Below are 23,979 nucleotides of genomic sequence, written 5' to 3'. Positions count from 1 at the left end.
TAAATGGAAAGCAATAAAAAATACTGGAAAGGCTTAGAGGAGTATAACAATACACCCGATTTTGTTAAAAATAACAAAAACGAATTCGCCGAGCCACTTCCAATAGAAGATGTTTTAAATGAAGCAGGGTTAAGTACCGTTACCCCACGCCGCGACTTTTTAAAGGCGTTAGGCTTTGGTTTAGGTGCCGTTACATTAGCCGCGTGCCAAAGTACACCGTTAAAAAAATCAATCCCTTATTTGGTAAAGCCTGAAGAAGTAACTCCAGGTATTCCTAACTATTATACTTCCAGCTTTAATGGCCAGAGTATTTTGGTTAAAACCAGAGAAGGTCGTCCAATTAAAATTGAGCCAAATCCTAATGCGGGTCAATTTAACTGCGGAACTGATGCAAGAGCGCAAGCTTCTGTATTAGATTTATACGATGTTTCTAAGCTTAAAGCACCTGCTACAGTAAAAGGTGGTAACGTAGAAGAAACATCATGGGCAAAAATCGATGCTTTTGTTAAAGAAGGTTTAGTTAAGGCTCAAACTTCAGGCAAAAAAATCCGTATTGTAGCTTCAACTGTAAACAGTCCTTCAACCAACGCGGTTATTGCAGCTTTCGTTGCAAAATATCCTGCGGCTAAATTGGTTCAGTACGATGCAGTTTCTTATACAGGTATTATCCAGGCGAATCAAAATAGCTTTGGTAAAGCCGTGTTACCTAAGTATAACTTCGATAAAGCTGACTTAATTGTAAGCTTTGGTGCTGATTTCTTAGGTACCTGGATTAGCGGAGAAGAGTTTACAGCTCAATATACTGCTAACCGTAACTACAAATCGTTAGAAAATAAAAAGATGAGCCGCCACATTCAGTTCGAAAGTGGAATGAGCTTAACAGGTACTAATGCTGATACCCGTGTTCCGATTAAATTATCTGAAGAAGGTCCGGCACTATTAGCTTTATATAACGCCATCACTGGTGCTGCATTACCGGGCGCTGCTTTAGGTAATAATGCTACTGCTGATAAGGTAATCAAACTTGCGGCTAAAGAGTTAGTACAATTAAAAGGAAAAGCTCTGGTTGTAAGTGGTTCTAATGATGTATCTACTCAGATTTTAGTGAATGCCATTAACGCTGCTATTGGTAGCTATGGTACTACGATCGATTTAGATAATCCTTGTTACTTATATGCAGGTAACGATGCTGAATTTAATGGCTTAGTTGCTGAGATGGGTCGTGGAGAAGTTGGTGCTGTTTTATTCTTAAATAGCAACCCTGCTTACGATTATGTAAATGCTAAAGGATTTGCTGAAGCATTAGCGAAAGTACCAACTAAGGTTTCTTTCTCTGATCGTGCAGATGAGACAGCTACACTATGTGATGTTATCGCGATTAACCACAACTACTTAGAATCTTGGGGAGATGCAAATGCTTACGAAGGATATTATTCTATCGTACAGCCAACTATCAACCCGGTTTTCAATAGCCGTCAGGCAGAAGAAAGTTTATTAACCTGGGCTGATGCACCAGTTAAAGATTACTACCAATTTGTACGCAGCAACTGGGAAACTAAAATGTTGCCAGCAGTTGGTTTGAAATGGGAGCAGGTTTTAGATAAAGGTGTAGTTACAGTTGCCGCTAAACCAGCAGGAACTTATGCTTTCAGCTTATCTTTAGCTGCTGTTGCTACTTCAATTACCAACAGTAGTAAAGCTTTAGCTAAGGAAATTGAGTTACAGGTTTACGAAACCGTTCCAATGCGTGATGGTAAAAATGCAAACAATGCATTCTTACAAGAATTACCAGAGCCTGTTTCTAAAGTAACCTGGGATAACTTTGTTGCCCTTGCACCAAAATTTGCTGAGAAGTTAAAAGTTAAAGAATTTGATGTAGTAGAAGTAAAATCTACTAACGGCTATTCTGTAACACTTCCAGTTTTAATTCAACCGGGACAAGCACAAGGTACCGCTTCTATCTCATTAGGATATGGCCGTACTAAAGCTGGTAAAGCAGGTAATGATGTAGGTAAAAATGCTTTCCCATTTGCAACATTTGTAAACGGAACGATGCAATATGCTACTTCAGTAACCATTACTCCAACAGGTGGTTATTATGAATTGGCTCAAACACAAACTCACCACTCTTTCGAAGGTCGTGCGGTAATTAAAGAAGCATCATTCAAAGAATATCTTAAAAATCCTGCTGCAGGTAACCATAAAGGCGATCATAAAGATTACGACCTTTGGGATCAATATGAGAAACCAGGAAACAACTGGGTTATGGCAATCGATTTGAATGCTTGTACAGGTTGTGGTTCATGTGTTGTGGCTTGTAACGTAGAAAATAATATTCCTGTTGTAGGTCGTGATGAGGTTCGTCGTCGTCGTGAGATGCACTGGATCCGTATCGATCGCTACTATAGCTTTGAAACACCAGAAGGTGATGTAACCAGAGAAAAGGAAATTGCTAAATTAGATGACTTAGATCACGTTTCTGTAGTTCACCAACCAATGTTGTGTCAACACTGTGATCACGCACCATGCGAAACGGTTTGTCCGGTATTGGCAACTGTTCACTCATCAGATGGTTTAAACCACATGGCTTATAACCGTTGCGTAGGTACCCGTTACTGTGCGAATAACTGTCCATACAAAGTTCGTCGTTTCAACTGGTTTAACTACTGGAATGATTCACGTTTTGATAACTATCTGAACAACGAATTCACTCAATTGGTATTGAATCCTGATGTAACTACTCGTTCAAGAGGGGTTATGGAGAAATGCTCAATGTGTATCCAACGTATCCAAGGTGGTAAATTACAAGCAAAATTAGAGAAACGCGCATTGAAAGATGGCGATATCAAAATGGCTTGTCAGGAAGCTTGTTCAGCAAATGCAATCATATTTGGTGATTCAAACGATCCAAACTCAGAGGTTTCAAAAGCTTTACGTTCAGAGCGTATTTACTATGTTCTGGAAGAGATCAACGTGAAACCGGGTATCGGATATATGACAAAGATTAGAAACACAGATACAACAGTACAAGCGTAAGCTTTAGTATAAAGAAAATACAAATTATGTCAGGACATAACGAATCAATACTTAGAGAACCCTTAATTACCGGAAATGACATTACGTATGCAAAAATTACGGATGACATTTTAAGCCCGGTAGAGAATAAGCCAAACAAAGCATGGTGGATTGGTTTCATCGTTTCCGCTTTAGGCGCTTTGCTTTGGGTTGTTGCCGTGAGTTATACCTTTTGGAATGGTATTGGCGCATGGGGTTTAAATAAAACAGTTGGATGGGCATGGGATATCACCGGTTTCGTATGGTGGGTAGGTATCGGTCACGCTGGAACACTAATTTCAGCAGTACTTTTACTCTTCCGTCAGAACTGGCGTAACTCAATTAACCGTTCGGCAGAGGCTATGACCATCTTTGCGGTTATTTGTGCGGCAACCTATGTTGTTTCTCACATGGGCCGCCCGTGGTTAGCTTACTGGGTATTACCTTTACCGAATCAGTTCGGATCACTTTGGGTAAACTTTAACTCACCATTGGTATGGGATATGTTTGCGATCTCTACTTACTTCTCTGTATCATTATTATTCTGGTACACAGGGTTATTACCAGATATCGCTACTATTCGTGACCGTGCAGTAGGAACACGCAGAAAAATCTATTCTATCTTCTCTTTTGGATGGAACGGAAGTGTTAAAACCTGGCAACGTTTTGAGGCTGTGTCCTTAATCTTAGCGGGTATTTCTACACCATTGGTACTTTCGGTACACACCATTGTATCTATGGACTTTGCAACCTCGGTAATTCCAGGATGGCACACCACAATCTTCCCTCCATATTTCGTAGCAGGAGCGATTTTCTCTGGTTTCGCCATGGTATTAACCTTATTATTAGTTGCACGTAAAGTTTTAGGCTTAGAGAACTATATCACCATGTTCCACATTGAATCGATGAACAAGATTATCATCTTAACTGGTTCAATCGTAGGTGTGGCTTATTTAACAGAGTTCTTCATTGCATGGTACTCTGGTTCAGAATACGAGCAATATGCATTTATCAACCGTTCTACTGGTCCTTACTGGTGGTCATACTGGATGATGATGACTTGTAACGTAATCTCTCCACAGCTATTATGGTTCAAAAAGATCCGTTTAAGCATTAAAGCTACCTGGATTTTATCAATCGTAGTAAACGTGGGTATGTGGTTTGAGCGTTTCGTAATTATCGTTACTTCATTACACCGTGATTATATTCCTTCAAGCTGGGCGATGTTCTATCCAACTTGGGTTGATATCAGTGTATTCGTAGGCTCAATTGGTTTATTCTTCACTTTATTCTTATTATTCTTGAGAGTTTTACCTTCAATCGCTATTGCAGAGGTTAAGATCATCTTGAAATCTGCTTCAGAGCAAGCTAAGAAAAAGATTATTGCAGAAGGATCAGAGAAGAAAGAATACGTTGACGAGTATGTAGAGTCGTTAGAGAAATTTGATAGTGTTAAACAAGAAGAATACGCAAAAATATAACAATGAGTAATATCAAATATATTTTAGGCAGCTTTGGCGATCCTGATGAGTTGATGCACGGCATCGAAAAACTTCAGGAGAATAACATCAGTATTTATGATGTATATACCCCAATGCCTATACACGGAATAGAAGCCAAATTAGGAATTAAAAGATCAAGAATCGATATCGCAGCATTCTGCTTTGGTATCACCGGTACTTGTGCAGCTTTTGCTTTAATCTATTTTTGCGCAGTTATTGATTGGAAAGTTAACATTGGTGGTAAACCATCATTCGCATTGCCGGATTTCATTCCGATAATGTTCGAATTAACAGTATTATTCTGTGCATTCGGAATGGTTTTAAGCTATTATGCATCTACGCATTTATTCCCGGGAAGAGCACCAAGAGTAATGGATCTTCGTGCAACAGATGATCGTTTTGTGATCGCTGTTGATGCCAAGGAAAATGCAGAGCACACTGTAATTGATGGTTTATTAAAAGGAGCAGGTGCTTTAGAAGTAAAGTATAATGAAAGGAAGTACATTAGCTATGAATAAGAATAAATTTGTTTATGCCGCGTTTTTAGCTATCGCATTTGCAGCTACTTTATCGGCTTGTAGAGATAAACGCAGTACTGGTATGGAGTATGCCAGAAACATGTATGATGCACTTGCGCTGAATCCAGATCAACCTGTATCTACAACCAACGAATATTTAAAAAGCTTTAATGGTCATGCAGCCCAGGTTCCACCTGCGCACACTAAACCAGTAGGCTTTACAGAATATGACGAATATCCAAACACCAAAGAAGGATATGATGCAGCAGGTGTAAGCATGGTAAACCCATTGCCTGTTGATACCGTAAACCTGGCAGAAGGTAAACACCTTTTTACAGTTTTCTGTAATCCTTGCCACGGTGAAAAAGGCGATGGACAAGGACACTTAGTGAAGATTGAGAAATTTAGCGGTGTACCTTCTTACTTTGCAGGTGCTTCATCAAGAGGAGGAAACATGGCTGATCTTACTGCAGGTAAAATCTACCATACCATTACATATGGTGTAAATAACATGGGCTCACATGCTTCACAAATCTCACCAACAGATCGTTGGAAAGTGGTGATGTATGTTCAACAATTACAAAAAGGACAATAAGTAAAGCAGAATATAAATGGGAACTCACAATTTTAATTTTAGTGAACAGTTTGAGTTTACAGGTAAAGCAAAAACCTTAAGTATAGTTGGTATCGTTTTAGGTATCGCTGCTATTGCTTACGGATTTTTTAGTGGCCATCAGGAGCGCACCTTTGCTAACTTGTTGCTTATGGGATATTATTTTGCATGCGTATGTATGTCAGGATCATTTTTCCTAGCTGTTCAATATGTAGCACAAGCGGGATGGTCTGCAGCAATTTTGCGTGTACCACAAGCTATGGCTAAAACATTACCTATTGCATCGGTTATCTTAATCGTTATTGCAGGTGCTGGCTTATTCTTACAACACGACATTATCGAGCACGGACAAACCGTAACTGCTCCATATCTTTATAAACACTGGGCCACTCATGGTTTAGCGGAAAAAGGATCTGAGCACTATGATGCAATCATTGCTGGTAAGTCTGTTTTCTTAAATATACCTTTCTTCTTAGGAAGATTAGTAATCTTTTTAGGAATCTACAGCTTCTTCGCAATCAAATTTGTAAACTTATCTTACAATGAAGATTTAAACGGTGGTTTAAACTCTTACAGAACAAGTTTCAAAAACGCTTGTATCTTCTTAGTAATTTACGGATTTACCACGCCAATATTTGCTTTTGATACCGTGATGTCTTTAGAGGCACACTGGTTCTCAACCATGTTCGGTTGGTATAACTTCGCTGCCATGTGGGTAAGTAGTTTAGCTGCCATTTCAGTAATACTAATTCTTTTAAGAAGAGCTGGATATATGCAATGGGTTAGCAACAGTCACTTGCACAATTTAGGACAGTTGGTATTTGGTTTCTCTATTTTCTGGACTTACGTATGGTTCGCTCAATTCTTATTGATATACTATGCCAACATGCCAGAGGAAACAGTATATTTCTACAAACGCTTTGAGTATTACAAGTTTTGGTTTTTCTTAAACCTAGCCATGAACTTCTTAGCGCCAGTATTACTATTAATGGATAGAGATAACAAAAGAACAGATAAGAAATTATTATTTGTGGCTATCGTAGTATTGCTAGGACACTGGGTTGATTATTACCAAATGATTATGCCAGGAGCAGTAGAGGATGGTTCAAACGGTTTCGGTGTTATCGAAATTGGTACAGCATTGGGTTTTGTAGGATTGTTTACCTTTACAGTTTTAACCGCTTTGAGCAAAAAGCCGTTAATTGCAAAGAATCACCCATTTTTACAAGAAAGTTTGCATCACCAACTATAGTTGTTGAATTTAAAACAGCGAATATTTAATTATTATATAATTAGCAGTACAGCGTACTACTTTTAAGAAAATGAGTTTAAGAAAGTTTATCACAAATAAAACGACCGCAGCTTTAGCAGTTCTACTTACTGTTTTTGCAAACACGAGCGCGTTTGCGCAAGAGGCAGCAGCTGGAGCTGCAGCGGCACCGAAAGTGGATATGGGCGAGGTTTATAAATCAGTAATATTCTATGTACTGGTTTTCTTAGCCGTATGTTTATTCATCGCTATTGTGGGTAAAGCCATTAGAGTTTATGAATTGAGCCGTGAAGCACAAGGAAAACCAGTAGGGATCAATTGGAACAGAGTACACGCAAGTTTATTTGCCTTGTTCTTGGTTATTGGTTTATACGGTGTTTATTGGGAATATACAGTACACGGAGCCATGTTATTGCCAGATGCAGCATCTATCCATGGTGAACGTATCGATAAAATGTTCAATTTAACATTGATCATTACCACTATCGTATTCGTAGTAACACACATCTTATTATTTGGATTTTCTTATATCTATAAATATTCAGCTAAAAGAAAAGCTTACTACTATCCACATAACAATACGATCGAAAAAATCTGGACTATTATTCCAGCTTTAGTATTAACTGTATTGGTATTAATGGGTTTCTTAACCTGGAGATCAATTTTCTACAAAGTAGAAGATCCTAAAAACAAAGCCATTCAAATTGAGGTAACTTCAGAGCAGTTCAAATGGTCTATCCGTTACCCTGGAGCCGATGGAATTGTAGGTAAGAGAAACTATAAGTTAACAACTGCTTCAAACGCGTTAGGTATTGATTTTAAAGATTTAAACTCGCGTGATGATGAGATGGCTGATGAAATGGTTATTCCGGTAAACAGACCAGTTAGACTTCTTTTAAACAGTAAAGATGTAATCCACAGTTTTTATATGCCACATTTCAGAGTACAATTAAACACTGTACCAGGTATGCAAACCGTGTTTGAGTTTACACCTACCATTACTACTAAAGAAATGCAGGAGAAAACCAATGATCCTAATTTCAAGTATCTTTTCTTTTGTGCAAAAATCTGCGGTGGTGGTCACTACAATATGCAGAAAGACGTTAGGGTAGTATCAGAGAAGGAATATGAAGAGTGGTTAGCTGAACAAAAAACCTACTTAAACGACGATTTAAGAAAAGAATTTAATTTGCCAGTGGCACCTGCACCAGTTAAATCGGTAGCAGACTCGGCAGCAACAGATTCTGTAGCTGCGAAAACAAACCAAATGGCTTTAAATAAATAATATTACTGCAGAGCGAAAAGAATTATGTCAACAATAGCATTACACGACGAACACAATCACGATCACGCTGATCATGGGCACCATAAGGAGACTTTGATTTCAAAGTATATCTTCAGTATGGATCATAAAATGATTGCTAAGCAATTTTTGGTAACCGGTATTATTATGGCGGTTATAGCAATGATCTTATCAATCTTATTCCGTATCCAGTTAGCATGGCCAGACAAAGATTTTCCATTCTTGGAAACATTCTTAGGTAAATGGGCTGAAGGTGGTCGTATCAAGCCAGATTTTTATTTAGCATTAGTTACCATTCACGGTACCATCATGGTATTCTTTGTGTTAACCGCTGGTTTAAGTGGTACATTCAGTAACTTATTAATTCCATTGCAAATTGGAGCAAGAGATATGGCCTCGCCATTTTTGAACATGTTATCTTACTGGTTCTTCTTCCTGGCTTGCGTGGTAATGATGTCTTCATTCTTTATCCAAACAGGTCCTGCATCTGGTGGATGGACCGTATATCCTCCTTTATCTGCCTTGCCTAAAGCAATGCCAGGTTCTGGATTAGGTATGACATTGTGGTTAGTAAGTATGGTACTTTTCGTAGCATCATCTTTAATGGGTGGTATCAACTATGTAAGTACAATTTTAAACATGCGTACTAAAGGAATGGACTTATGGAAAATGCCATTAACTATCTGGGCATTCTTCTTAACTGCGATCTTAGGTATCTTATCATTCCCTGTTTTAGTTGCAGGTGTGGTTTTATTAATCTTCGACCGTAGTGTGGGAACAAGTTTCTATTTATCAGATATCGTTTTAGGTGGTAACATCTTACCTAACGAGGGTGGTTCTCCAATTTTATGGCAACACTTATTCTGGTTCTTGGGTCACCCTGAGGTATATATCGTAATTATGCCTGCTTTGGGTATTTCATCAGAAGTAATCTCTGTAAACTCCCGTAAACCAATCTTTGGTTACCATGCGATGGTTTACTCTTTAATCGGTATCACCGTTCTTTCATTCATCGTATGGGGTCACCACATGTTTGTAACGGGTATGAACCCATTATTAGGTGGTGTATTTATGATCACTACTTTGATTATTGCGGTTCCTTCGGCGGTAAAAACGTTTAATTACCTGGCTACGCTTTGGAGAGGTAACATCCGTTTTACACCTGCAATGTTATTCGCTATTGGTTTAGTATCTTTCTTTATCTCTGGTGGTTTAACTGGTATCTTCTTAGGAAATGCATCTTTAGATATTAACTTGCACGATACTTACTTTGTTGTTGCCCACTTCCACCTGGTAATGGGATCAGCAGCGATCTTTGGTATGCTTGCAGGTGTTTATCACTGGTATCCAAAAATGTTCGGAAGAATGATGAATGCGAAATTAGGTTACCTTCACTTCTGGTTAACTTTCATCGCAGCTTACTTAGTATTCTTCCCATTACACTTCTTAGGTTTAGATGGCGTACCTCGTCGTTACTATGCTTTCACTGAATTCGAATTCATGAAAAAATGGTTAACAGTGAACGTTTTCGTTACCTGGGCTGCTATTATGGCTGCATTGGCTCAAGTAGCTTTCTTATTCAACTTCTTCTATTCGATTTATAAAGGTAAAAAAGCACCTCAAAATCCTTGGGAGTCAAATACTTTAGAATGGACTGCACCAGTTGAGCATATCCACGGTAACTGGCCAGGAGAAATCCCTACAGTTCACAGATGGCCTTATGATTACAGTAAACCTGGTCATGATGTTGATTTTATTCCGCAAACAGTTCCTTTCTCACAAACAATGAGTTCTAATTTACCTCATGATTTTGAAGGAAATGCTGAAGCTGAAAAGATACAGCAAGAGTGGGAATTAGCCAATCCAGTACAAGAAAACAAAGGCTAGTTATAAAGCTTTAAAATAATTGCAAAGGGGTATCTGATTAAGTTTCTGCTTATCCGATACCCTTTTCTTCTTAAAAGATATATGGTCAGCAGATCAGAAACACGTTTCATCAAGATTAATTTTATAACCATCATTGTTACATTGTTGGTTATACTGGCCGGTGGCATTGTAAGAAGTACAGGCTCGGGCATGGGTTGTCCTGATTGGCCTAAGTGCTTCGATCGTTACATTCCGCCAACCGATGTATCACAGTTACCAGCTAACTATAAAGAGAAGTATGTAGCTGGCAGATTAAAAAAGAACGAGAAGTTTGCCAAGTATCTGGAGAGCATGGGCAAAGTAGCCTTAGCAGATAGTATCAGGCATGATAAGAGTATTACAGTACCTGAGGAGTTTAATCCTGCCAAAACCTGGACTGAATACCTCAATCGCTTAGCTGGTGTATTAGCAGGGCTATTTTTAGTGCTAACAGCCATCTATTCTTTTGCCTACAAGAAAACGGCAAAGCGTATTATTGTGCTCAGTATTTTAAATATTTTTGTGGTTGGATACCAGGCCTGGTTAGGTTCTATTGTGGTATCTACCAATTTAGCACAATGGGTAGTTACGGTGCACATGTTGCTAGCCTTAGTTATTTTGGCCATATCCATTTATACTTATAACTATGCTAAGCAATTACATAAAACACCTTCTGTGATTATGTATCGCATATTGTGGTTGAAAGGGTTTTTATTTGGTACATTATTGCTGAGTCTGGTACAGATTGTAATAGGAACTGAAGTTAGGGAAGGGGTAGATGTAGTAGCCAAATCATTGGGCTATGGCGCTAAGTCTACCTGGATTTCACAACTGGGATCAATTTTTTCTTACCATAGAGACATTGCCATTATCGTTGTTATAGCGAATGCAATTGTTTATAAAATGGTAATTGACAGGTTTAGCGGAAAGGCAGCTCCATTACTAACTGTAAGGTTCATATTAGGAACGCTTCTCATTCAATTAATAAGTGGATTTGCTTTGGCTTACATTGCTTTTCCTCCGGTAGCGCAGGCAGTACATATTCTGTTTTCGACGCTATTGTTTAGTTTACAATTTTATTTGTACCTGTTGGTTTACCGAACAAGTACCTATAAACAATAAATATATAAGAGAATTGAAACAGGTTTTTTCAGATTTTTCTAAGCTTATCAAATTCAGATTGACCTTTACGGTTGTATTTTCTGCGTCGATCTCATTTTTGATAGGTCAGAAAATACAAGTAGGAAGAGGACATATTCCTAGCATTGAGTGGGGGAACTGGGTGATTCTGATCTTAGGTGGCTTCTTAGTTACTGCGGCAGCTAATTGCTTCAATGAAATTATAGAAAAGGATTTAGATAAATTGATGTCCCGAACCAAGGATAGACCTATGCCTGCTGGAAGAATGACTACCGGACAAGGTCTTATTTTAGGTGTGTTTATGAGCTTTTTAGGTACCTGGCTTTTAGGTAAGCTGAACTTAGAAACGGGCTTATTATCAGTTTTTTCTATTCTTTTATATGCATTTGCCTATACCCCATTAAAACGTAAATCGCCCATTGCGGTATTTGTTGGTGCAATACCTGGTGCTTTGCCACCACTTATTGGATATTTAGCCGCTTTTGGAGATTTGCAGGCAGAATATTTTCACGAGATTGATTACTACATTGCTGGTATCTTGTTTTTAATCCAGTTTGTTTGGCAGTTTCCTCATTTCTGGGCTATTGCCTGGGTTTTAGATGACGATTACAAGAAAGCAGGATTTAGATTACTTCCGTCTAAGAAACGGGATAAAATATCTGCGGTATTCACTTTCGTAAGTACCCTGATTTTAATTCCTGTAAGTCTGTTGCCAACAATATATGGTTTTGGAGGTTATTTTGTAGCGGGATTATCTCTGATAGCCGGATTAATATTCTCCTGGCTGGCTTTGAAGTTGTTAATCAACAGAGAGCTTGTTGATGCCAAGAAGGTAATGTTCTGTTCTTTTTTTTATATACCTGCAGTGCAGTTGGTTTTATTATTTGATTTTATAGCAAAATAATTTATGGAGTTAGCAATGGGAAATATACAAGATACATTTGATCCAAAACCCAAAAAATTTATTGTTTGGTTGTTTGTAGTAACCTCTACAATCATGTTTGGAGGCTTTACCAGTTATTACCTGGTTTTCGCAGCCTCAAAAGGAAAAGGTCATGGTTTAGTGCTGCCAGACGCTTTTATTTACAGTAGCATCATTATTTTAATTAGCAGCTTTACCTTGATCTTAGCTGCTAAGGCATTGAGAAAGCTAAACTTTGGTTTGCAACGCAATATGCTTTGGGTTACCATGATTTTGGCTGTAGCTTTTGGTATTTTACAGTTTAATGCCTGGACAAGTATGGTTGGAACAGGTGCTACTTTAGTAGGAAATAATGCTGCGATCTCATTTATTTATGTAGTGACATGGGTACACTTGTTACACATTATAGGAGGTGTAGGCTTTATTATCAATGCTTTAGCTGGTAGCTATAAAAATATACCAGCAGCCAAAAATCAATATCGAATGGAGATTGCCTCTATTTTTTGGCATTTTATAGATATATTATGGATATATCTTTATGTTTTTTTACTTTTGAACCGTTAAATTTGTTAACAAACTATTATACTATTTCCAAATGAATGCAGTATCACAATTAGATCAAGTTAAAACCGGACCATGGAATGGTGGTCGTTCACCGTGGTCGGTAGAATATGGTAAAATAATGATGTGGTTTTTCCTTTTATCAGATGCTTTTACCTTTTCATCTCTATTGATCTACTACGGCGCTCAGCGTTTTTCTAAATTAACATGGCCAGCTCCAGATAAAGTTTTCCAATCAATTCCAGGTATTGCCGAACATGGTGCGCCTTTGGTGTTTGTTGGTATCATGACTTTTATTTTGATTATGAGCTCTGTAACGATGGTATTGGCTGTAGAGGCTGGTCACAGACGTTCTAAAAAAGAAGTAATCGGTTGGATGATTGCAACAATCATTGGTGGATTTATGTTCCTGGGCTGTCAGGCAATTGAGTGGACTCACTTACACCACGATGGTTTCTGGTGGGGACATATCCCTTCTGCTGAAGAGTTAAAACACTTCTTCCTGAAGCCAGAAGATGTTTCACTAGTAGCTGCACAACAGTTTGCTAACTTATTCTTTACCATTACTGGTTTCCACGGTTTCCACGTATTTAGTGGGGTTATTATTAACATTATCATTTTGGTGATGACGATTAATGGAACATTCGAGAAAAGAGGCCATTATTTAATGGTTGAAAAAGTTGGTTTATACTGGCACTTCGTAGATTTAGTATGGGTGTTTGTATTTACATTCTTCTATTTGGTTTAACTTATTATCATTTATAAAAATATTATTATGTCAGAACATCATTCAGCAGCAGAAGGCCACGAGCACGGAGACCATGCAGGTTTAACCAAAGGTAAAATCTGGCAGGTATTCGGTATCTTATTGCTTATTACCGTTATTGAATTTATTATTGCCCTATATGTTATTCCTCATGGAATGATGACTCAAAAAGTGGGTAACTATATCTACATCGCATTAACTTTATTAAAGGCGTTTTATATCGTTGCTTATTTTATGCACTTGAAATTTGAGAAACTTGGATTGCAGTTATGCCTTACAGTTTCATTTATTTTCATTATCTACTTTATTGTGTTAATGTTAATTGAAGGAAGTTTCTTAAACATTCATATGCTTCATAATTCTTAATGAAACGTAACCCTATTAAAAAGGTATTAATCCTGGTAAGCATATTAGCTATACCGGGATTTTTATTTTTTTACTTATTGCCTCAGTTCGCGAAGAACAGATATAAAAGCCTTCCCATCTTCGGAGAGAAGATTGTAGCGACTACCTTTCATACGGTAAAAGGAAAGAAAATTCCTGACACCATTTACCATCAGGTTCCAGACTTTAAGTTGGTTAATCAGCATCACGATACGGTAAGTTGGGATGTATTGAAAGACAAATTAGTTGTGATTAACCTGTTCTACACCGGTGCAAACAATCAGCAAACCAGCCAATACATTAAACAGCTTTCCGATGGTTACGAACAAAAGCCTCTGGTTAAGTTTTTAAGCCTATCTGTTGATCCGGGAGATCAAAATAAGGTGGAAGGCTTTGCAGCCAATTTAAAAGCCAGGCAGGGCAAGTGGGATATTCTGGCAGGAGATACATCAGTGGTATATCCATTAATCAGGGATGGCTTATTATTAGATGTTATAGCCGATGAGCGCAATGACAAGGCTAATTTTATTTTTAGCAATAAAATTGTGCTGGTAGATAATTTACATCGCATTCGAGGCATCTATGAAGCGGATAACCCTGAAGCTACGGCCCGGTTGGAAGACGAGATTAAGGTACTTATAGCAGAGTATCTTAGAAATGTTAAGGATGGGCGATAAAAGCCATCTTAACTGACATTCTTATTAAAATTAAATATGATGGAAAATAGTTCTGTAGAAAAGAAATATAATAAGTGGATTGTAGTATTGTCTATAGCCATTCCGGTGGTTGTAGCGATCTTATTTGGCGTTAATTTAAGAAAATTAGGCTATGATGTTAAACCCTTATCTTTCCTTCCTCCAATCTATGCTACCATTAATGGTTTAACTGCCCTTGTTTTAATCGTTGCCGTTTGGGCCATTAAAAATGGTAAGCAGAAACTACATGAGAACCTGATGAAGTTTGCCATTGGATTATCGGTAGCTTTCTTAGCCATGTATGTTGCCTACCACATGACCTCAGATTCAACTAAATTCGGAGGAGAAGGTGCTATCAAATACATTTATTTCTTTATTTTAATTACTCATATTTTACTCTCCATCGCCATTATCCCTCTGGTATTAATCACTTACGTGCGTGCCTTGGCTCAGAAATTTGATAAACACCGTAAAATTGCGAAAATTACCTTTCCTTTATGGCTTTATGTTGCCATTACAGGTGTAGTGGTTTATTTAATGATTTCGCCGTATTATCAATACTAGTACTTCAAGATTCTTTGTCTTATTGTATTCATCAATTGAAAGGTATTTTAATCTTCTTTAGTTAAATCCTATTTTTTTTTGCACTTTTAGGTATCTCAATTCATTATTGTGTACTTTAACCTATGTGTAAAAAAATGGGGTAGTTTATGGCTATAAACGGAAACGAACAAGAGCGTCAGTTGATAGAAAAGATTGTGATAGGGGACGAGCATGCATTTTCTGTTTTATTCTTCAACTATTTGCCTAACCTGCAATCTTTTGCCCTAAAGTTCTCTAAATCAGATGAGGCTGCAGAAGAGATCATACAAGAAGCTTTTTTAAGGATCTGGCTCAATCGAGATAAACTAGGGGAAGTAGATAATGTTAAGGCTTATTTATATAAGTATGTTTCTAACGAATGTTTAACTTATCTGCGAAAGAAACTAAAGGAAGATCGGGTTATTGATAAGTTTAGAGAAAAGCAGCCTAATAGCAGTGATGTTACTTCAGAATCTATTCATTTAAATGAAATTACCCGAATTGTAAATAAAGCTGTTGAACAATTACCTTCCCAAAGAAAAAAAATCTATCAATTGAGCAGACAGGAAGGGAAAACGATCCCTGAAATTGCCGAATTATTGGATGTTTCTCCTAATACGGTGAAAAATGCGCTGGTTATTGCGCTAAAGACAATCAGAACCCACCTCGATCAGCACGGTATTGTATTCATTTTACCGATTGCAGGCTACTTTTTAAAAATAAATTAAAAAAAATCATTTTCCGATAGTCCTAATTTTCCTGTACTGCTTCATAGTATCAGAATCTTTATGGAAAATCGGATAAACTACTTATTGCAACAATTTCAATCTGGATTATTAAGCCAGGATGAGCGTCAGGAACTTTTGGTTCTGGCTGAGGCTAACCCTGATCTGCTTAAAGCCGAAATTGTAGAGCTGATTGATAAGGAGGATCAAAATCCATCCAAGCTTACAGCTTCATCGGATTGGCCGGTTGTTCTCCAAAAGATTTTTGCAGTAGATAAAGGCCAGGCTCCTAAAAAACTCAGTTTAATTCGGGTTATGAAGTGGCTTTCGGCAGCTGTAATTGTTATCGCAGCTTCTTTCAGTATGTTTTTCTACCTCAACAGGAAAAAAGAGCACGTTTATACTTCAGATGTACTTCCCGGTAACAATAAAGCCATATTAACGCTTGCAGATGGTAAAAAAATATCGCTATCTGATGCAATTACCGGCGATATTGCAGAACAATCGGGCATTTCTATTTCTAAAACAGCGGATGGACAAATTGTTTACACGGTTGCTCAAACAGATCGTGTAGATGAAGACCGCATGAATACCATTTCGACCCCTAATGGTGGCGAATGGCAAATCAAATTGCCAGATGGGTCAATGGTTTGGTTAAATGCCGCCTCATCACTCACCTATAATTTAAATCTGACTTCGGCTAAACAGCGACTGGTTACATTGCAGGGAGAGGCTTATTTCGAGGTAGCAAAAGATAAGGCCCATCCGTTTGTAGTTTCTACTGATAAACAAACGGTGGAAGTTTTAGGAACGCATTTCAATATCAATAGTTATCCCGATGAAAAGGTAACCAAAACAACGTTATTGGAAGGTAGTATCCGGGTGTCTCATAATGATACGCAAGAAGCAGAAATCCTAAAACCGGGTGAGCAATCTATTGTGTCATCTTCAGGTATTAGTGTAAATGAGGTGGATACCGACGAATTCATTGCCTGGACAAAGGGCTATTTCATGTTTAACAATGAGCGTCAGGAGAGCATTATGCGTAAGCTTTCCCGCTGGTATAACATAGAGGTAGAATATGCCGATGAAGCTGCCAAAAATGTCATGTACTACGGTACAGTAAGCCGCTTTGAAAAAGTATCAAAGGTTTTAAGAAAATTTGAGCAGACAGGAGAAGTCCGCTTTGATATTAAAGCCCATAAAATTATAGTATATAAAGAATAACCTAAAAGAAAGCAGAGACGTAACTAAACTCTGCTGGATAAAGAACCTTAAATTAATCAACTACTAACCTTACGAAACTATGAAAAAACCTCAACTCCAAATTTAGCCTGTAGCATCATGCAAAATAGAAAAAGGAGTGCTACCAACACCCCCTTTTCTGTTCATCTGTAAAGCTCATCCGTTACCACGGATAGAGTCATTATTATTTTCTTGGATTAACCAGCGAACGCATTTTAGCGCTTAAACTTATCTGCGTGCTCACAAAAAACAGACCATTAAATGTACAAAATTTATATCAGAATTTTATGTACGCGTCCCGGCTACATACCTAAATTGTTATTGATGATGAAGTTAATTACGCTCATTTTAATTACTTCGCTAATGCAAGTTAGCGCTGCATCATTTGGCCAGCTTGTTACATTGAAAGAGAAAAATGTAACCCTGGAGAAAATCATTAAAGAGATTAGAAGACAATCTGGTTATGATGTATTACTATCTACAAATAAAATAAAAACATCCACTTCTATTAACGCTAATTTTAACAACGCTACCATAGAAGAAGTGATGACGAAGATCATTTCTGGTAAGGACTTAACATATACCATTGAGGATAAAACCATCCTGATTAAACCTAAAGAAAAATCAATTTTTGATAAGGTGGTTGATTACTTTGCTGCAGTAAAGGTTACGGGTAAAGTGCGCGACAAAAATGGCAGTCCTTTACCTGGTGTAAGTGTTCGGGAGAAAGGTGCTGCTAATGCAGTATCTACCGGATCAAACGGAGATTATACGATTACGGTAAAGGAGGGGGCAACATTGACCTTCAGCTACATCGGTTATAAAACGGCCGAAGTAGATTTGGGAGGCAAAACGGTTGTTAACGTAACACTTGAAGAAGATGCTGCTCAACTGAAAGAGGTGAATGTGGTTTCTACAGGTTACCAAGATCTGAATAAGAAATTATTTACCGGTTCTGCTACCGCATTAAAAGCTTCGGATGTTAAGCGTGATGGTATAAATGATGTGAGCCGGATGTTGGAAGGACGTGTTGCAGGGGTTTCGGTGCAAAATGTATCGGGTACTTTTGGTGCTGCACCTAAAATCCGTGTAAGGGGCGCAACTTCCATTTCTGGAGATAATAAGCCACTATGGGTAGTAGATGGTATCATTCTGGAAGATGTGGTGAATATTTCCAATGAGCAATTGTCTACTGGTGATCCCTCTACATTGGTAGGATCATCTGTTGCGGGTTTGAACCCAGATGATATAGAAAGCTTTAACATTTTAAAGGATGCGGCTGCTACTGCACAATATGGTGCCCGTGCCATGAATGGTGTGGTAATTATCACCACTAAAAAAGGAAGAAATACCGATGGGAAACCAGTGATTTCTTACACCGGAAATTTCTCAAGCTATATGAAGCCTTCCTATAGTAATTTTGATATACTTAACTCTGCTGACCAAATGAATGTTTATCTGGAGATGCAGAATAAGGGCTGGTTAAATCATTCAAGCTCATCCAGAAGTGCAAATGGTGGAGTTTTTACCAAGATGTACAATCAGATGTATGTATATGATCCCGCTACCGGTACCTATGGTTTGAGGAATGATGCCCAAAGTCAAAAGCAATTTTTGCAACGCTATGCGGATGCCAATACGGATTGGTTCGATGTTTTGTTTAAGCAATCGTTTATGCAAGAACATTCAGTAAGTGTATCCAGTGGAACGCAAAAATCAAAGTTTTATGCTTCTACCAGTTTCCTTCAGGATAATGGATGGACTGTAGGCGATAATGTAAAGCGTTTTACAGGTAATGTTCGTGGAAACTTTGAAATTAGTGATAAATTGAGTCTGGAGTTAATTACTCAGGGCTCTATCCGCGATCAGCGTGCTCCGGGTACCTTGGGAAGAAATGGTAATCCGGTATATGGAACATACGATCGTGATTTCGACATTAACCCATTCAGTTATGCATTAAATACCAGCCGTACGCTAACGCCTTACGATGCCAATGGTAACCGAGAATTTTTTACTCAGAATTATGCTCCATTTAATATTTTAAATGAGTTAGAAAACAATACGTTAGAATTGAATCTAATTGATTTTAAGGTTCAGGGTGGTTTAAAATATAAGATTACCAAAGATCTAAAGTATTCATTTGATGGTGCTTATCGCTATGCGAAAACTAGTCAGGAGCATAAAATTACGGAGCGCTCTAACATGGCCGAAGCTTATCGTGCTGGTATAAGCCCTCCGGATGCAACCATCAGGGCAAATAACAAATTCCTTTATAAAAACCCGGATGACCCAAATGCATTACCTGTTTCTGTACTTCCTTATGGTGGTTTTTACAAAACAAATGATGATAACATCGTTAACTATTACGTGCGTAACAGTTTAGAATATGATAAAACATTTAATGAAGATCATTTGGTAAACTTTTTTGCAACACAGGAAATGAGGTATATCAACCGTCAGAACAAAATTTTTGATGGTTACGGTTATCAATATGACAAAGGTGGGGTACCGTTTATAGATCCAAACATTGTTAAATCCAATGTTGAAGGAGGCTTCAATTACTATAGTATGGGCTACCGCTATGAAAGGTATCTAAACTACTCGTTAAGGGCAGCTTATTCTTATAAAGGAAAATATAGCATCAATGCAACGGGTCGTTATGATGGTTCAAACTTATTAGGCGAATCCCGAACAGCAAGATGGTTACCAACCTGGAATGTGTCTGGAGCCTGGAATATCGATACTGAAAATTTTATGCAATCAGAATCGATTAAAAAGGTCGTTAACAGAGCTACTTTACGCGCTACGTATGGCCTTGTTGCAAGTATGGGATCGGCAACCAATTCAAGCTTAGTGGTTCAAAGTATGGGTACACGCAGGCCTTATTTGGGTGAAAAAGAAACCAAGCTTTATATTTCCGGATTGGAAAACTCTGAATTAACCTTCGAAAAATTAAACGAGCTAAACGTAGGGCTTGATTTAGGATTTTTTGGGGAAAGAATGACCCTTACAGTGGATGCCTACAAAAGAAACAGTTTTGATTTAATTGGTGCTTTCAGAACTTCAGGTATTGGAGGAGAGGCGGTAAAACAGGCTAACTATGCAGATATGACCTCAAGAGGTATTGAGGCAACCTTAGGAGCCAAAGTATTAAAAATAGCTGATTTCAGCTGGTCTACACAGCTCATCTTTTCTTACAACAAAAACAAGATTACCAACCTTAAAAATCAGCCTACCATTTTTGGTTTGATTGGCCCGGATGGTGGGCCGCTTGAAGGATATGCACAAAGGGGATTATTCTCATTGGATTTCCAGGGGCTTGATCCATTAAACGGATCTCCAAAGTTTATTAATGAAGAAGGTAAAGTAGATGGAGATGTTTATCTGCAAAGTGATAAAATTGCTTACCTGAAATATGAGGGTGCTATTGATCCAACGTATACAGGTGGTTTCTCGAATAACTTTAAATATAAAAACTTCACTTTATCAACCTTGATCACATTTGCTGCCGGAAATAAGGTGCGTTTAAGCCCATCATTTAAAACCAGCTATACGGATTTAGATGCTATGCCTAAAGCATTTTTAAGTCGTTGGGAAATGCAGGGCGATGAGTTGAAAACCAATGTTCCTTCCATTCTGGATGCACAGGAAGCAACAGCTTTCGGAAGCAACTATGCTTATAACAATTACAATTATTCGACAGAAAGAGTTGCAGATGGCGGTTTTGTGAGAATGAAGCAAATTGTTTTAAGCTATAATATCCCAACTACATTCTCTAAGAAATTAGGATTAGCCAATGCTTCAGTAAGTGCAGTAGGTAACAACTTATTTTTGATTTACTCAGATAAAAAGTTAAACGGCCAGGATCCCGAATTTTTTGGATCAGGTGGTGTCGCATTGCCAATTCCACGTCAGTTTACCTTATCATTAAAAGTAGGATTCTAAATAAACTATCATGAAAAGATTATATATATCGCTTTTAGCTTCCACCATTATACTCACATCTGGTTGTAAGAAATTTTTGGAACAAGCACCAGATCAAAGAACTCAAATAAATACAGTAGAAAAAGTTGCTGAATTGCTTACCAGCGCCTATCCGGAGGCAAACTACATTCCTTTTACAGAAACAGCTTCGGATAATGCAGAAGATAAAGGACCAGGCATTGGTACTGAGGGAAGAACAATCACACAACCCTTTTACTGGTTAGATAACGATGATGATGCCCAGGATACACCAATTTACTATTGGAATTCATGCTATGAGGCCATTGCCGCAGCTAATGCAGCTTTGGAAGCCATTAAGAACAATAATTTTGGTGCTGAAGCGCTACCTTATAAAGGTGAGGCCCTGCTAGCACGGGCGTATGCACATTTTATGCTGGTAAGTTTATATGCTAAAACATACGATCCTGCAACGAGCAATGATTCTCCGGGCATTCCTTATGTAACAGAACCAGAAAAGGTGGTAACCGGGCAGTACTCGAGAGGTACAGTTGCATCAGTTTATGCTAACATTGAGAAGGATTTGCTGGAGGGCTTGCCATTACTAAAAAATACCTCTTATAAAGTACCTAAATATCATTTTAATGTTGCTGCCGGAAATGCATTCGCAGCCAGATTTTTCTTATTCAAAAAAGAATACGAGAAGGTGATCCAATATGCAAGTGCAGTTTCTCCGGGTAATGCTTTCGCCACGATCTTAAGGCCATGGAATACGAGGTACAATACCTATACCTTAGATGAAATGGAGGTTTATTTTACTCAAGCCACCGAGCCTTCTACTTTACTTTTGATAGAAACGGCTTCATCATGGGCAAGAACAGTAACCCCACGTTATGGCTTTGGTCAAATCCAAAACAACGAGATGTTTACGAATAACGTAACAGGTGCGCGTTGGGCTTATAAATCAGCTTATTACGGGGTTCCGCATTACACCATGTTGAAATGGAATGAGTATTTTGTTAAAACCAATCCTAATGCAACAATTGGTTTCCCTTATACAATTGTTCCGGTGCTAACAGCCGATGAAGCTTTATTAAACAGAGCCGAAGCCTATGTATCAACCGGGCAAAATGCACTGGCACTTCAAGACCTGAATACTTATTGCAGTGTAAGAATATTAAACTATAATGCAACTACCCACGCAGTAACGCTGGCAAAAATTGCAAGTTATTATGGAACAACCGATCCAAAGGCTGGATTGATAGCCACGATTTTAGATTTTAAGAAAAAGGAATTTACCCAGGAAGGACTGCGTTGGTTCGATATTTTAAGGTATAAACTTCCGGTAAAGCATAGAGTATTCGCTGTTAATGGCTCTTTTGAAACTATTGAGCTTTCTGCAGACGATCCAAGAAGACTATTTCAATTACCCAATCAGGTTACATTATCTGGTGTTCAACAAAATCCAAGATGATTATGAATAAAATATTTAAAAAAGGAATAGTTGCACTAGCGGTGTTAACTTTCCTGGCATCATGCAAAAAAGAAGGGTCGCTCAACGCTAACCTGGATATCATAGATCAGAATATTATTAAAAATAAAAATTCTACTGACATATGGCTGGATCAGAATTTTTTAAATCCCTATAATATCGAAACCAAATACCGGTATGACAGGTTTGAAATGGCGCTTAGTAAAAATATTACGCCGCCATTAATAGAGCAGGTAATACCAGCTATGGAGACTGTTCGTGATGTATGGATTAAGCCTTTCGAAACGGCTGGTGGAGCAGATTTTATCAAGAGAATATCTCCAAAACAATTTGTACTTGCAGGAAGTGCTGAATACAATAGCAACGGAACCATTACCTTAGGTACCGCTGAAGGAGGGCGTAAGATCGTTTTATATGTGTTAAATGATTTTGATAAAACCAGTTTACCTTCTGTAACCAGGATGATTCAGGTAATTCAACATGAGTATACCCATATTTTGAATCAGACAGTAGATATTACGCCAGAATACCAAACGGTATCTCGTGGTGGTTATGAAGCCAATTGGACACAAAGACCTTTAACTGAGGCTTATTCATTAGGCTTTATCACGCAATATGCCAGGGTTTCACCACTTGAGGATTTTGCTGAGCAGTCTTCCAACATGTTAATGATGGGACGTGTGAAATACAACAGTATTGTAGCAACTTTACCTGCTGATGCACAGGCAAAACTGAAAAAGAAAGAAAATTATGTAGTTGAATATTTCAAAACAGCCTTCAATATCGATTTTTATCAGCTTCAGTCGGAAGTTCAAAAGGCATTGTTTAACATTTCAGCTCCGGTTTTACACCGAATGATTGGTCCTGGAGTGGGTTATACCACATTAACCACCAATCCTTCAGTAGAACCAAATCAATCTGCTGAATTTTTAACTACCTGGAATACGGCGAAAGCAGCTGTTGCAGCAATTGGTGGTGCTGGCCGTCAACTGGTTAACATGCAATTTATCTTCGGTGCCAATAATTTACTTACGGTAAGGTACAATTATACTAATGCTGCAGGTGCCGCGCTGCAAGCAGATGCTGACTATACTATGGCTGTTAATGCTACAACTGGTGTTGCCACAATTACCCTCAATGCTACCCAGCCCACCACCACAACTTATGGTAATATGAATACCTTGAGACCTGGAGTGGCGGCAATCAATACCTATTTAACCTCGGGAACATTCAGAATTAACTGGATCAATCAGATAATACCTGGTCAAATAGGGTTTATAGGTTCTTTGGGCGCATTTTACAAGAGTACAAATGCTAATTCTTACATCTATGGAGTAATGGGCAATTAAAACAACAAATA

General features: G+C 38.1%; 19 protein-coding genes. All 19 read left to right on the top strand.

All coding sequences use genetic code 11. From position 1 onward, the window contains the following. Positions 1 to 3 precede the first annotated feature (3 nt). Positions 4 to 3,036 (top strand): TAT-variant-translocated molybdopterin oxidoreductase, encoded by a 3,033-nt coding sequence (locus BMX11_RS04445; protein ID WP_090881860.1) that lies wholly within the window; start codon positions 4 to 6, stop codon positions 3,034 to 3,036. 26 nt (positions 3,037 to 3,062) lie between these two features. Next, positions 3,063 to 4,535 (top strand): NrfD/PsrC family molybdoenzyme membrane anchor subunit, encoded by a 1,473-nt coding sequence (gene nrfD / locus BMX11_RS04440; protein WP_090881858.1) that lies wholly within the window; start codon positions 3,063 to 3,065, stop codon positions 4,533 to 4,535. Positions 4,536 to 4,537: 2 nt separating this feature from the next. After that, on the top strand, positions 4,538 to 5,074 hold the full coding sequence (locus tag BMX11_RS04435) for a DUF3341 domain-containing protein (protein WP_090881856.1): 537 nt from the start codon (positions 4,538 to 4,540) through the stop codon (positions 5,072 to 5,074). Next, positions 5,046 to 5,669: a c-type cytochrome gene (locus BMX11_RS04430; RefSeq protein WP_090881854.1), complete on the top strand. Its 624-nt coding sequence runs from the start codon at positions 5,046 to 5,048 to the stop codon at positions 5,667 to 5,669. The genes BMX11_RS04435 and BMX11_RS04430 overlap by 29 nt, the downstream gene beginning before the upstream one ends. 16 nt (positions 5,670 to 5,685) lie before the next feature. Continuing rightward, positions 5,686 to 6,939, top strand: a complete 1,254-nt coding sequence (locus BMX11_RS04425; RefSeq protein WP_090881852.1) for a quinol:cytochrome C oxidoreductase — start codon at positions 5,686 to 5,688, stop codon at positions 6,937 to 6,939. A gap of 70 nt (positions 6,940 to 7,009) precedes the next feature. Next, on the top strand, positions 7,010 to 8,242 hold the full coding sequence (locus BMX11_RS04420; RefSeq protein ID WP_090881850.1) for a cytochrome c oxidase subunit II transmembrane domain-containing protein: 1,233 nt from the start codon (positions 7,010 to 7,012) through the stop codon (positions 8,240 to 8,242). Between the two features lie 24 nt (positions 8,243 to 8,266). Beyond that, complete coding sequence (locus tag BMX11_RS04415; RefSeq protein WP_175474467.1) at positions 8,267 to 10,147, top strand: cytochrome c oxidase subunit I; 1,881 nt, start codon at positions 8,267 to 8,269, stop codon at positions 10,145 to 10,147. Positions 10,148 to 10,228: 81 nt separating this feature from the next. Continuing rightward, complete coding sequence (locus tag BMX11_RS04410; protein ID WP_090881845.1) at positions 10,229 to 11,287, top strand: COX15/CtaA family protein; 1,059 nt, start codon at positions 10,229 to 10,231, stop codon at positions 11,285 to 11,287. A 13-nt stretch (positions 11,288 to 11,300) separates the two neighbouring features. Next, entirely contained in the window at positions 11,301 to 12,209 is a 909-nt protein-coding gene (gene cyoE / locus BMX11_RS04405; RefSeq protein ID WP_090881843.1) for a heme o synthase, read from the top strand. A gap of 15 nt (positions 12,210 to 12,224) precedes the next feature. Continuing rightward, positions 12,225 to 12,791 (top strand): cytochrome c oxidase subunit 3, encoded by a 567-nt coding sequence (locus tag BMX11_RS04400; RefSeq protein ID WP_090882137.1) that lies wholly within the window; start codon positions 12,225 to 12,227, stop codon positions 12,789 to 12,791. A gap of 31 nt (positions 12,792 to 12,822) precedes the next feature. Then, the gene (locus BMX11_RS04395) at positions 12,823 to 13,536 is read left to right on the top strand and encodes a cytochrome c oxidase subunit 3 (RefSeq protein ID WP_090881841.1); all 714 of its coding nucleotides are present in this window, start codon (positions 12,823 to 12,825) and stop codon (positions 13,534 to 13,536) included. A gap of 27 nt (positions 13,537 to 13,563) precedes the next feature. Next, entirely contained in the window at positions 13,564 to 13,920 is a 357-nt protein-coding gene (locus tag BMX11_RS04390; RefSeq protein WP_090881839.1) for a cytochrome C oxidase subunit IV family protein, read from the top strand. Continuing rightward, a complete protein-coding gene (locus BMX11_RS04385) occupies positions 13,920 to 14,615 on the top strand; it encodes an SCO family protein (protein WP_090881837.1) in 696 nt (231 codons plus the stop codon). Before BMX11_RS04390 ends, BMX11_RS04385 begins: the two co-directional genes overlap by 1 nt. A gap of 36 nt (positions 14,616 to 14,651) precedes the next feature. After that, positions 14,652 to 15,197, top strand: coding sequence for a DUF420 domain-containing protein (locus BMX11_RS04380; RefSeq protein WP_217643804.1), 546 nt, complete (start codon positions 14,652 to 14,654; stop codon positions 15,195 to 15,197). Positions 15,198 to 15,343: 146 nt separating this feature from the next. Next, the gene (locus BMX11_RS04375) at positions 15,344 to 15,943 is read left to right on the top strand and encodes an RNA polymerase sigma-70 factor (protein WP_090881835.1); all 600 of its coding nucleotides are present in this window, start codon (positions 15,344 to 15,346) and stop codon (positions 15,941 to 15,943) included. 60 nt (positions 15,944 to 16,003) lie between these two features. Next, on the top strand, positions 16,004 to 17,167 hold the full coding sequence (locus BMX11_RS04370; protein WP_090881833.1) for a FecR family protein: 1,164 nt from the start codon (positions 16,004 to 16,006) through the stop codon (positions 17,165 to 17,167). Between the two features lie 342 nt (positions 17,168 to 17,509). Continuing rightward, positions 17,510 to 21,130, top strand: coding sequence for a SusC/RagA family TonB-linked outer membrane protein (locus BMX11_RS04365; protein WP_245738578.1), 3,621 nt, complete (start codon positions 17,510 to 17,512; stop codon positions 21,128 to 21,130). Between the two features lie 10 nt (positions 21,131 to 21,140). Continuing rightward, positions 21,141 to 22,601: a RagB/SusD family nutrient uptake outer membrane protein gene (locus BMX11_RS04360; protein WP_090881829.1), complete on the top strand. Its 1,461-nt coding sequence runs from the start codon at positions 21,141 to 21,143 to the stop codon at positions 22,599 to 22,601. Positions 22,602 to 22,603: 2 nt separating this feature from the next. Continuing rightward, entirely contained in the window at positions 22,604 to 23,968 is a 1,365-nt protein-coding gene (locus BMX11_RS04355; protein ID WP_175474466.1) for a zinc-binding metallopeptidase, read from the top strand. Positions 23,969 to 23,979 lie beyond the last annotated feature (11 nt).

The sequence above is a fragment of the Pedobacter rhizosphaerae genome, from assembly GCF_900111155.1.
In the GTDB taxonomy this organism is placed as follows: Bacteria; Bacteroidota; Bacteroidia; order Sphingobacteriales; family Sphingobacteriaceae; genus Pedobacter; species Pedobacter rhizosphaerae.
The sequence above is the reverse complement of the archived record's forward strand: the minus strand, read 5'-3'. Positions and strand labels throughout refer to the sequence as shown.

What these genes read in the sequence shown, in the direction of transcription:
- BMX11_RS04425 (WP_090881852.1), top strand. Translation starts at nt 5,686, where the DNA reads ATGGGAACTCACAATTTTAATTTTAGTGAACAGTTTGAGTTTACAGGT.
- BMX11_RS04375 (WP_090881835.1), top strand. Translation starts at nt 15,344, where the DNA reads ATGGCTATAAACGGAAACGAACAAGAGCGTCAGTTGATAGAAAAGATT.
- BMX11_RS04430 (WP_090881854.1), top strand. Translation starts at nt 5,046, where the DNA reads ATGAAAGGAAGTACATTAGCTATGAATAAGAATAAATTTGTTTATGCC.
- BMX11_RS04400 (WP_090882137.1), top strand. Translation starts at nt 12,225, where the DNA reads ATGGGAAATATACAAGATACATTTGATCCAAAACCCAAAAAATTTATT.
- BMX11_RS04355 (WP_175474466.1), top strand. Translation starts at nt 22,604, where the DNA reads ATGAATAAAATATTTAAAAAAGGAATAGTTGCACTAGCGGTGTTAACT.
- nrfD (WP_090881858.1), top strand. Translation starts at nt 3,063, where the DNA reads ATGTCAGGACATAACGAATCAATACTTAGAGAACCCTTAATTACCGGA.
- BMX11_RS04370 (WP_090881833.1), top strand. Translation starts at nt 16,004, where the DNA reads ATGGAAAATCGGATAAACTACTTATTGCAACAATTTCAATCTGGATTA.
- BMX11_RS04390 (WP_090881839.1), top strand. Translation starts at nt 13,564, where the DNA reads ATGTCAGAACATCATTCAGCAGCAGAAGGCCACGAGCACGGAGACCAT.
- BMX11_RS04380 (WP_217643804.1), top strand. Translation starts at nt 14,652, where the DNA reads ATGATGGAAAATAGTTCTGTAGAAAAGAAATATAATAAGTGGATTGTA.
- BMX11_RS04420 (WP_090881850.1), top strand. Translation starts at nt 7,010, where the DNA reads ATGAGTTTAAGAAAGTTTATCACAAATAAAACGACCGCAGCTTTAGCA.
- BMX11_RS04445 (WP_090881860.1), top strand. Translation starts at nt 4, where the DNA reads ATGGAAAGCAATAAAAAATACTGGAAAGGCTTAGAGGAGTATAACAAT.
- BMX11_RS04385 (WP_090881837.1), top strand. Translation starts at nt 13,920, where the DNA reads ATGAAACGTAACCCTATTAAAAAGGTATTAATCCTGGTAAGCATATTA.
- BMX11_RS04415 (WP_175474467.1), top strand. Translation starts at nt 8,267, where the DNA reads ATGTCAACAATAGCATTACACGACGAACACAATCACGATCACGCTGAT.
- BMX11_RS04360 (WP_090881829.1), top strand. Translation starts at nt 21,141, where the DNA reads ATGAAAAGATTATATATATCGCTTTTAGCTTCCACCATTATACTCACA.
- BMX11_RS04435 (WP_090881856.1), top strand. Translation starts at nt 4,538, where the DNA reads ATGAGTAATATCAAATATATTTTAGGCAGCTTTGGCGATCCTGATGAG.
- BMX11_RS04410 (WP_090881845.1), top strand. Translation starts at nt 10,229, where the DNA reads ATGGTCAGCAGATCAGAAACACGTTTCATCAAGATTAATTTTATAACC.
- BMX11_RS04365 (WP_245738578.1), top strand. Translation starts at nt 17,510, where the DNA reads ATGATGAAGTTAATTACGCTCATTTTAATTACTTCGCTAATGCAAGTT.
- BMX11_RS04395 (WP_090881841.1), top strand. Translation starts at nt 12,823, where the DNA reads ATGAATGCAGTATCACAATTAGATCAAGTTAAAACCGGACCATGGAAT.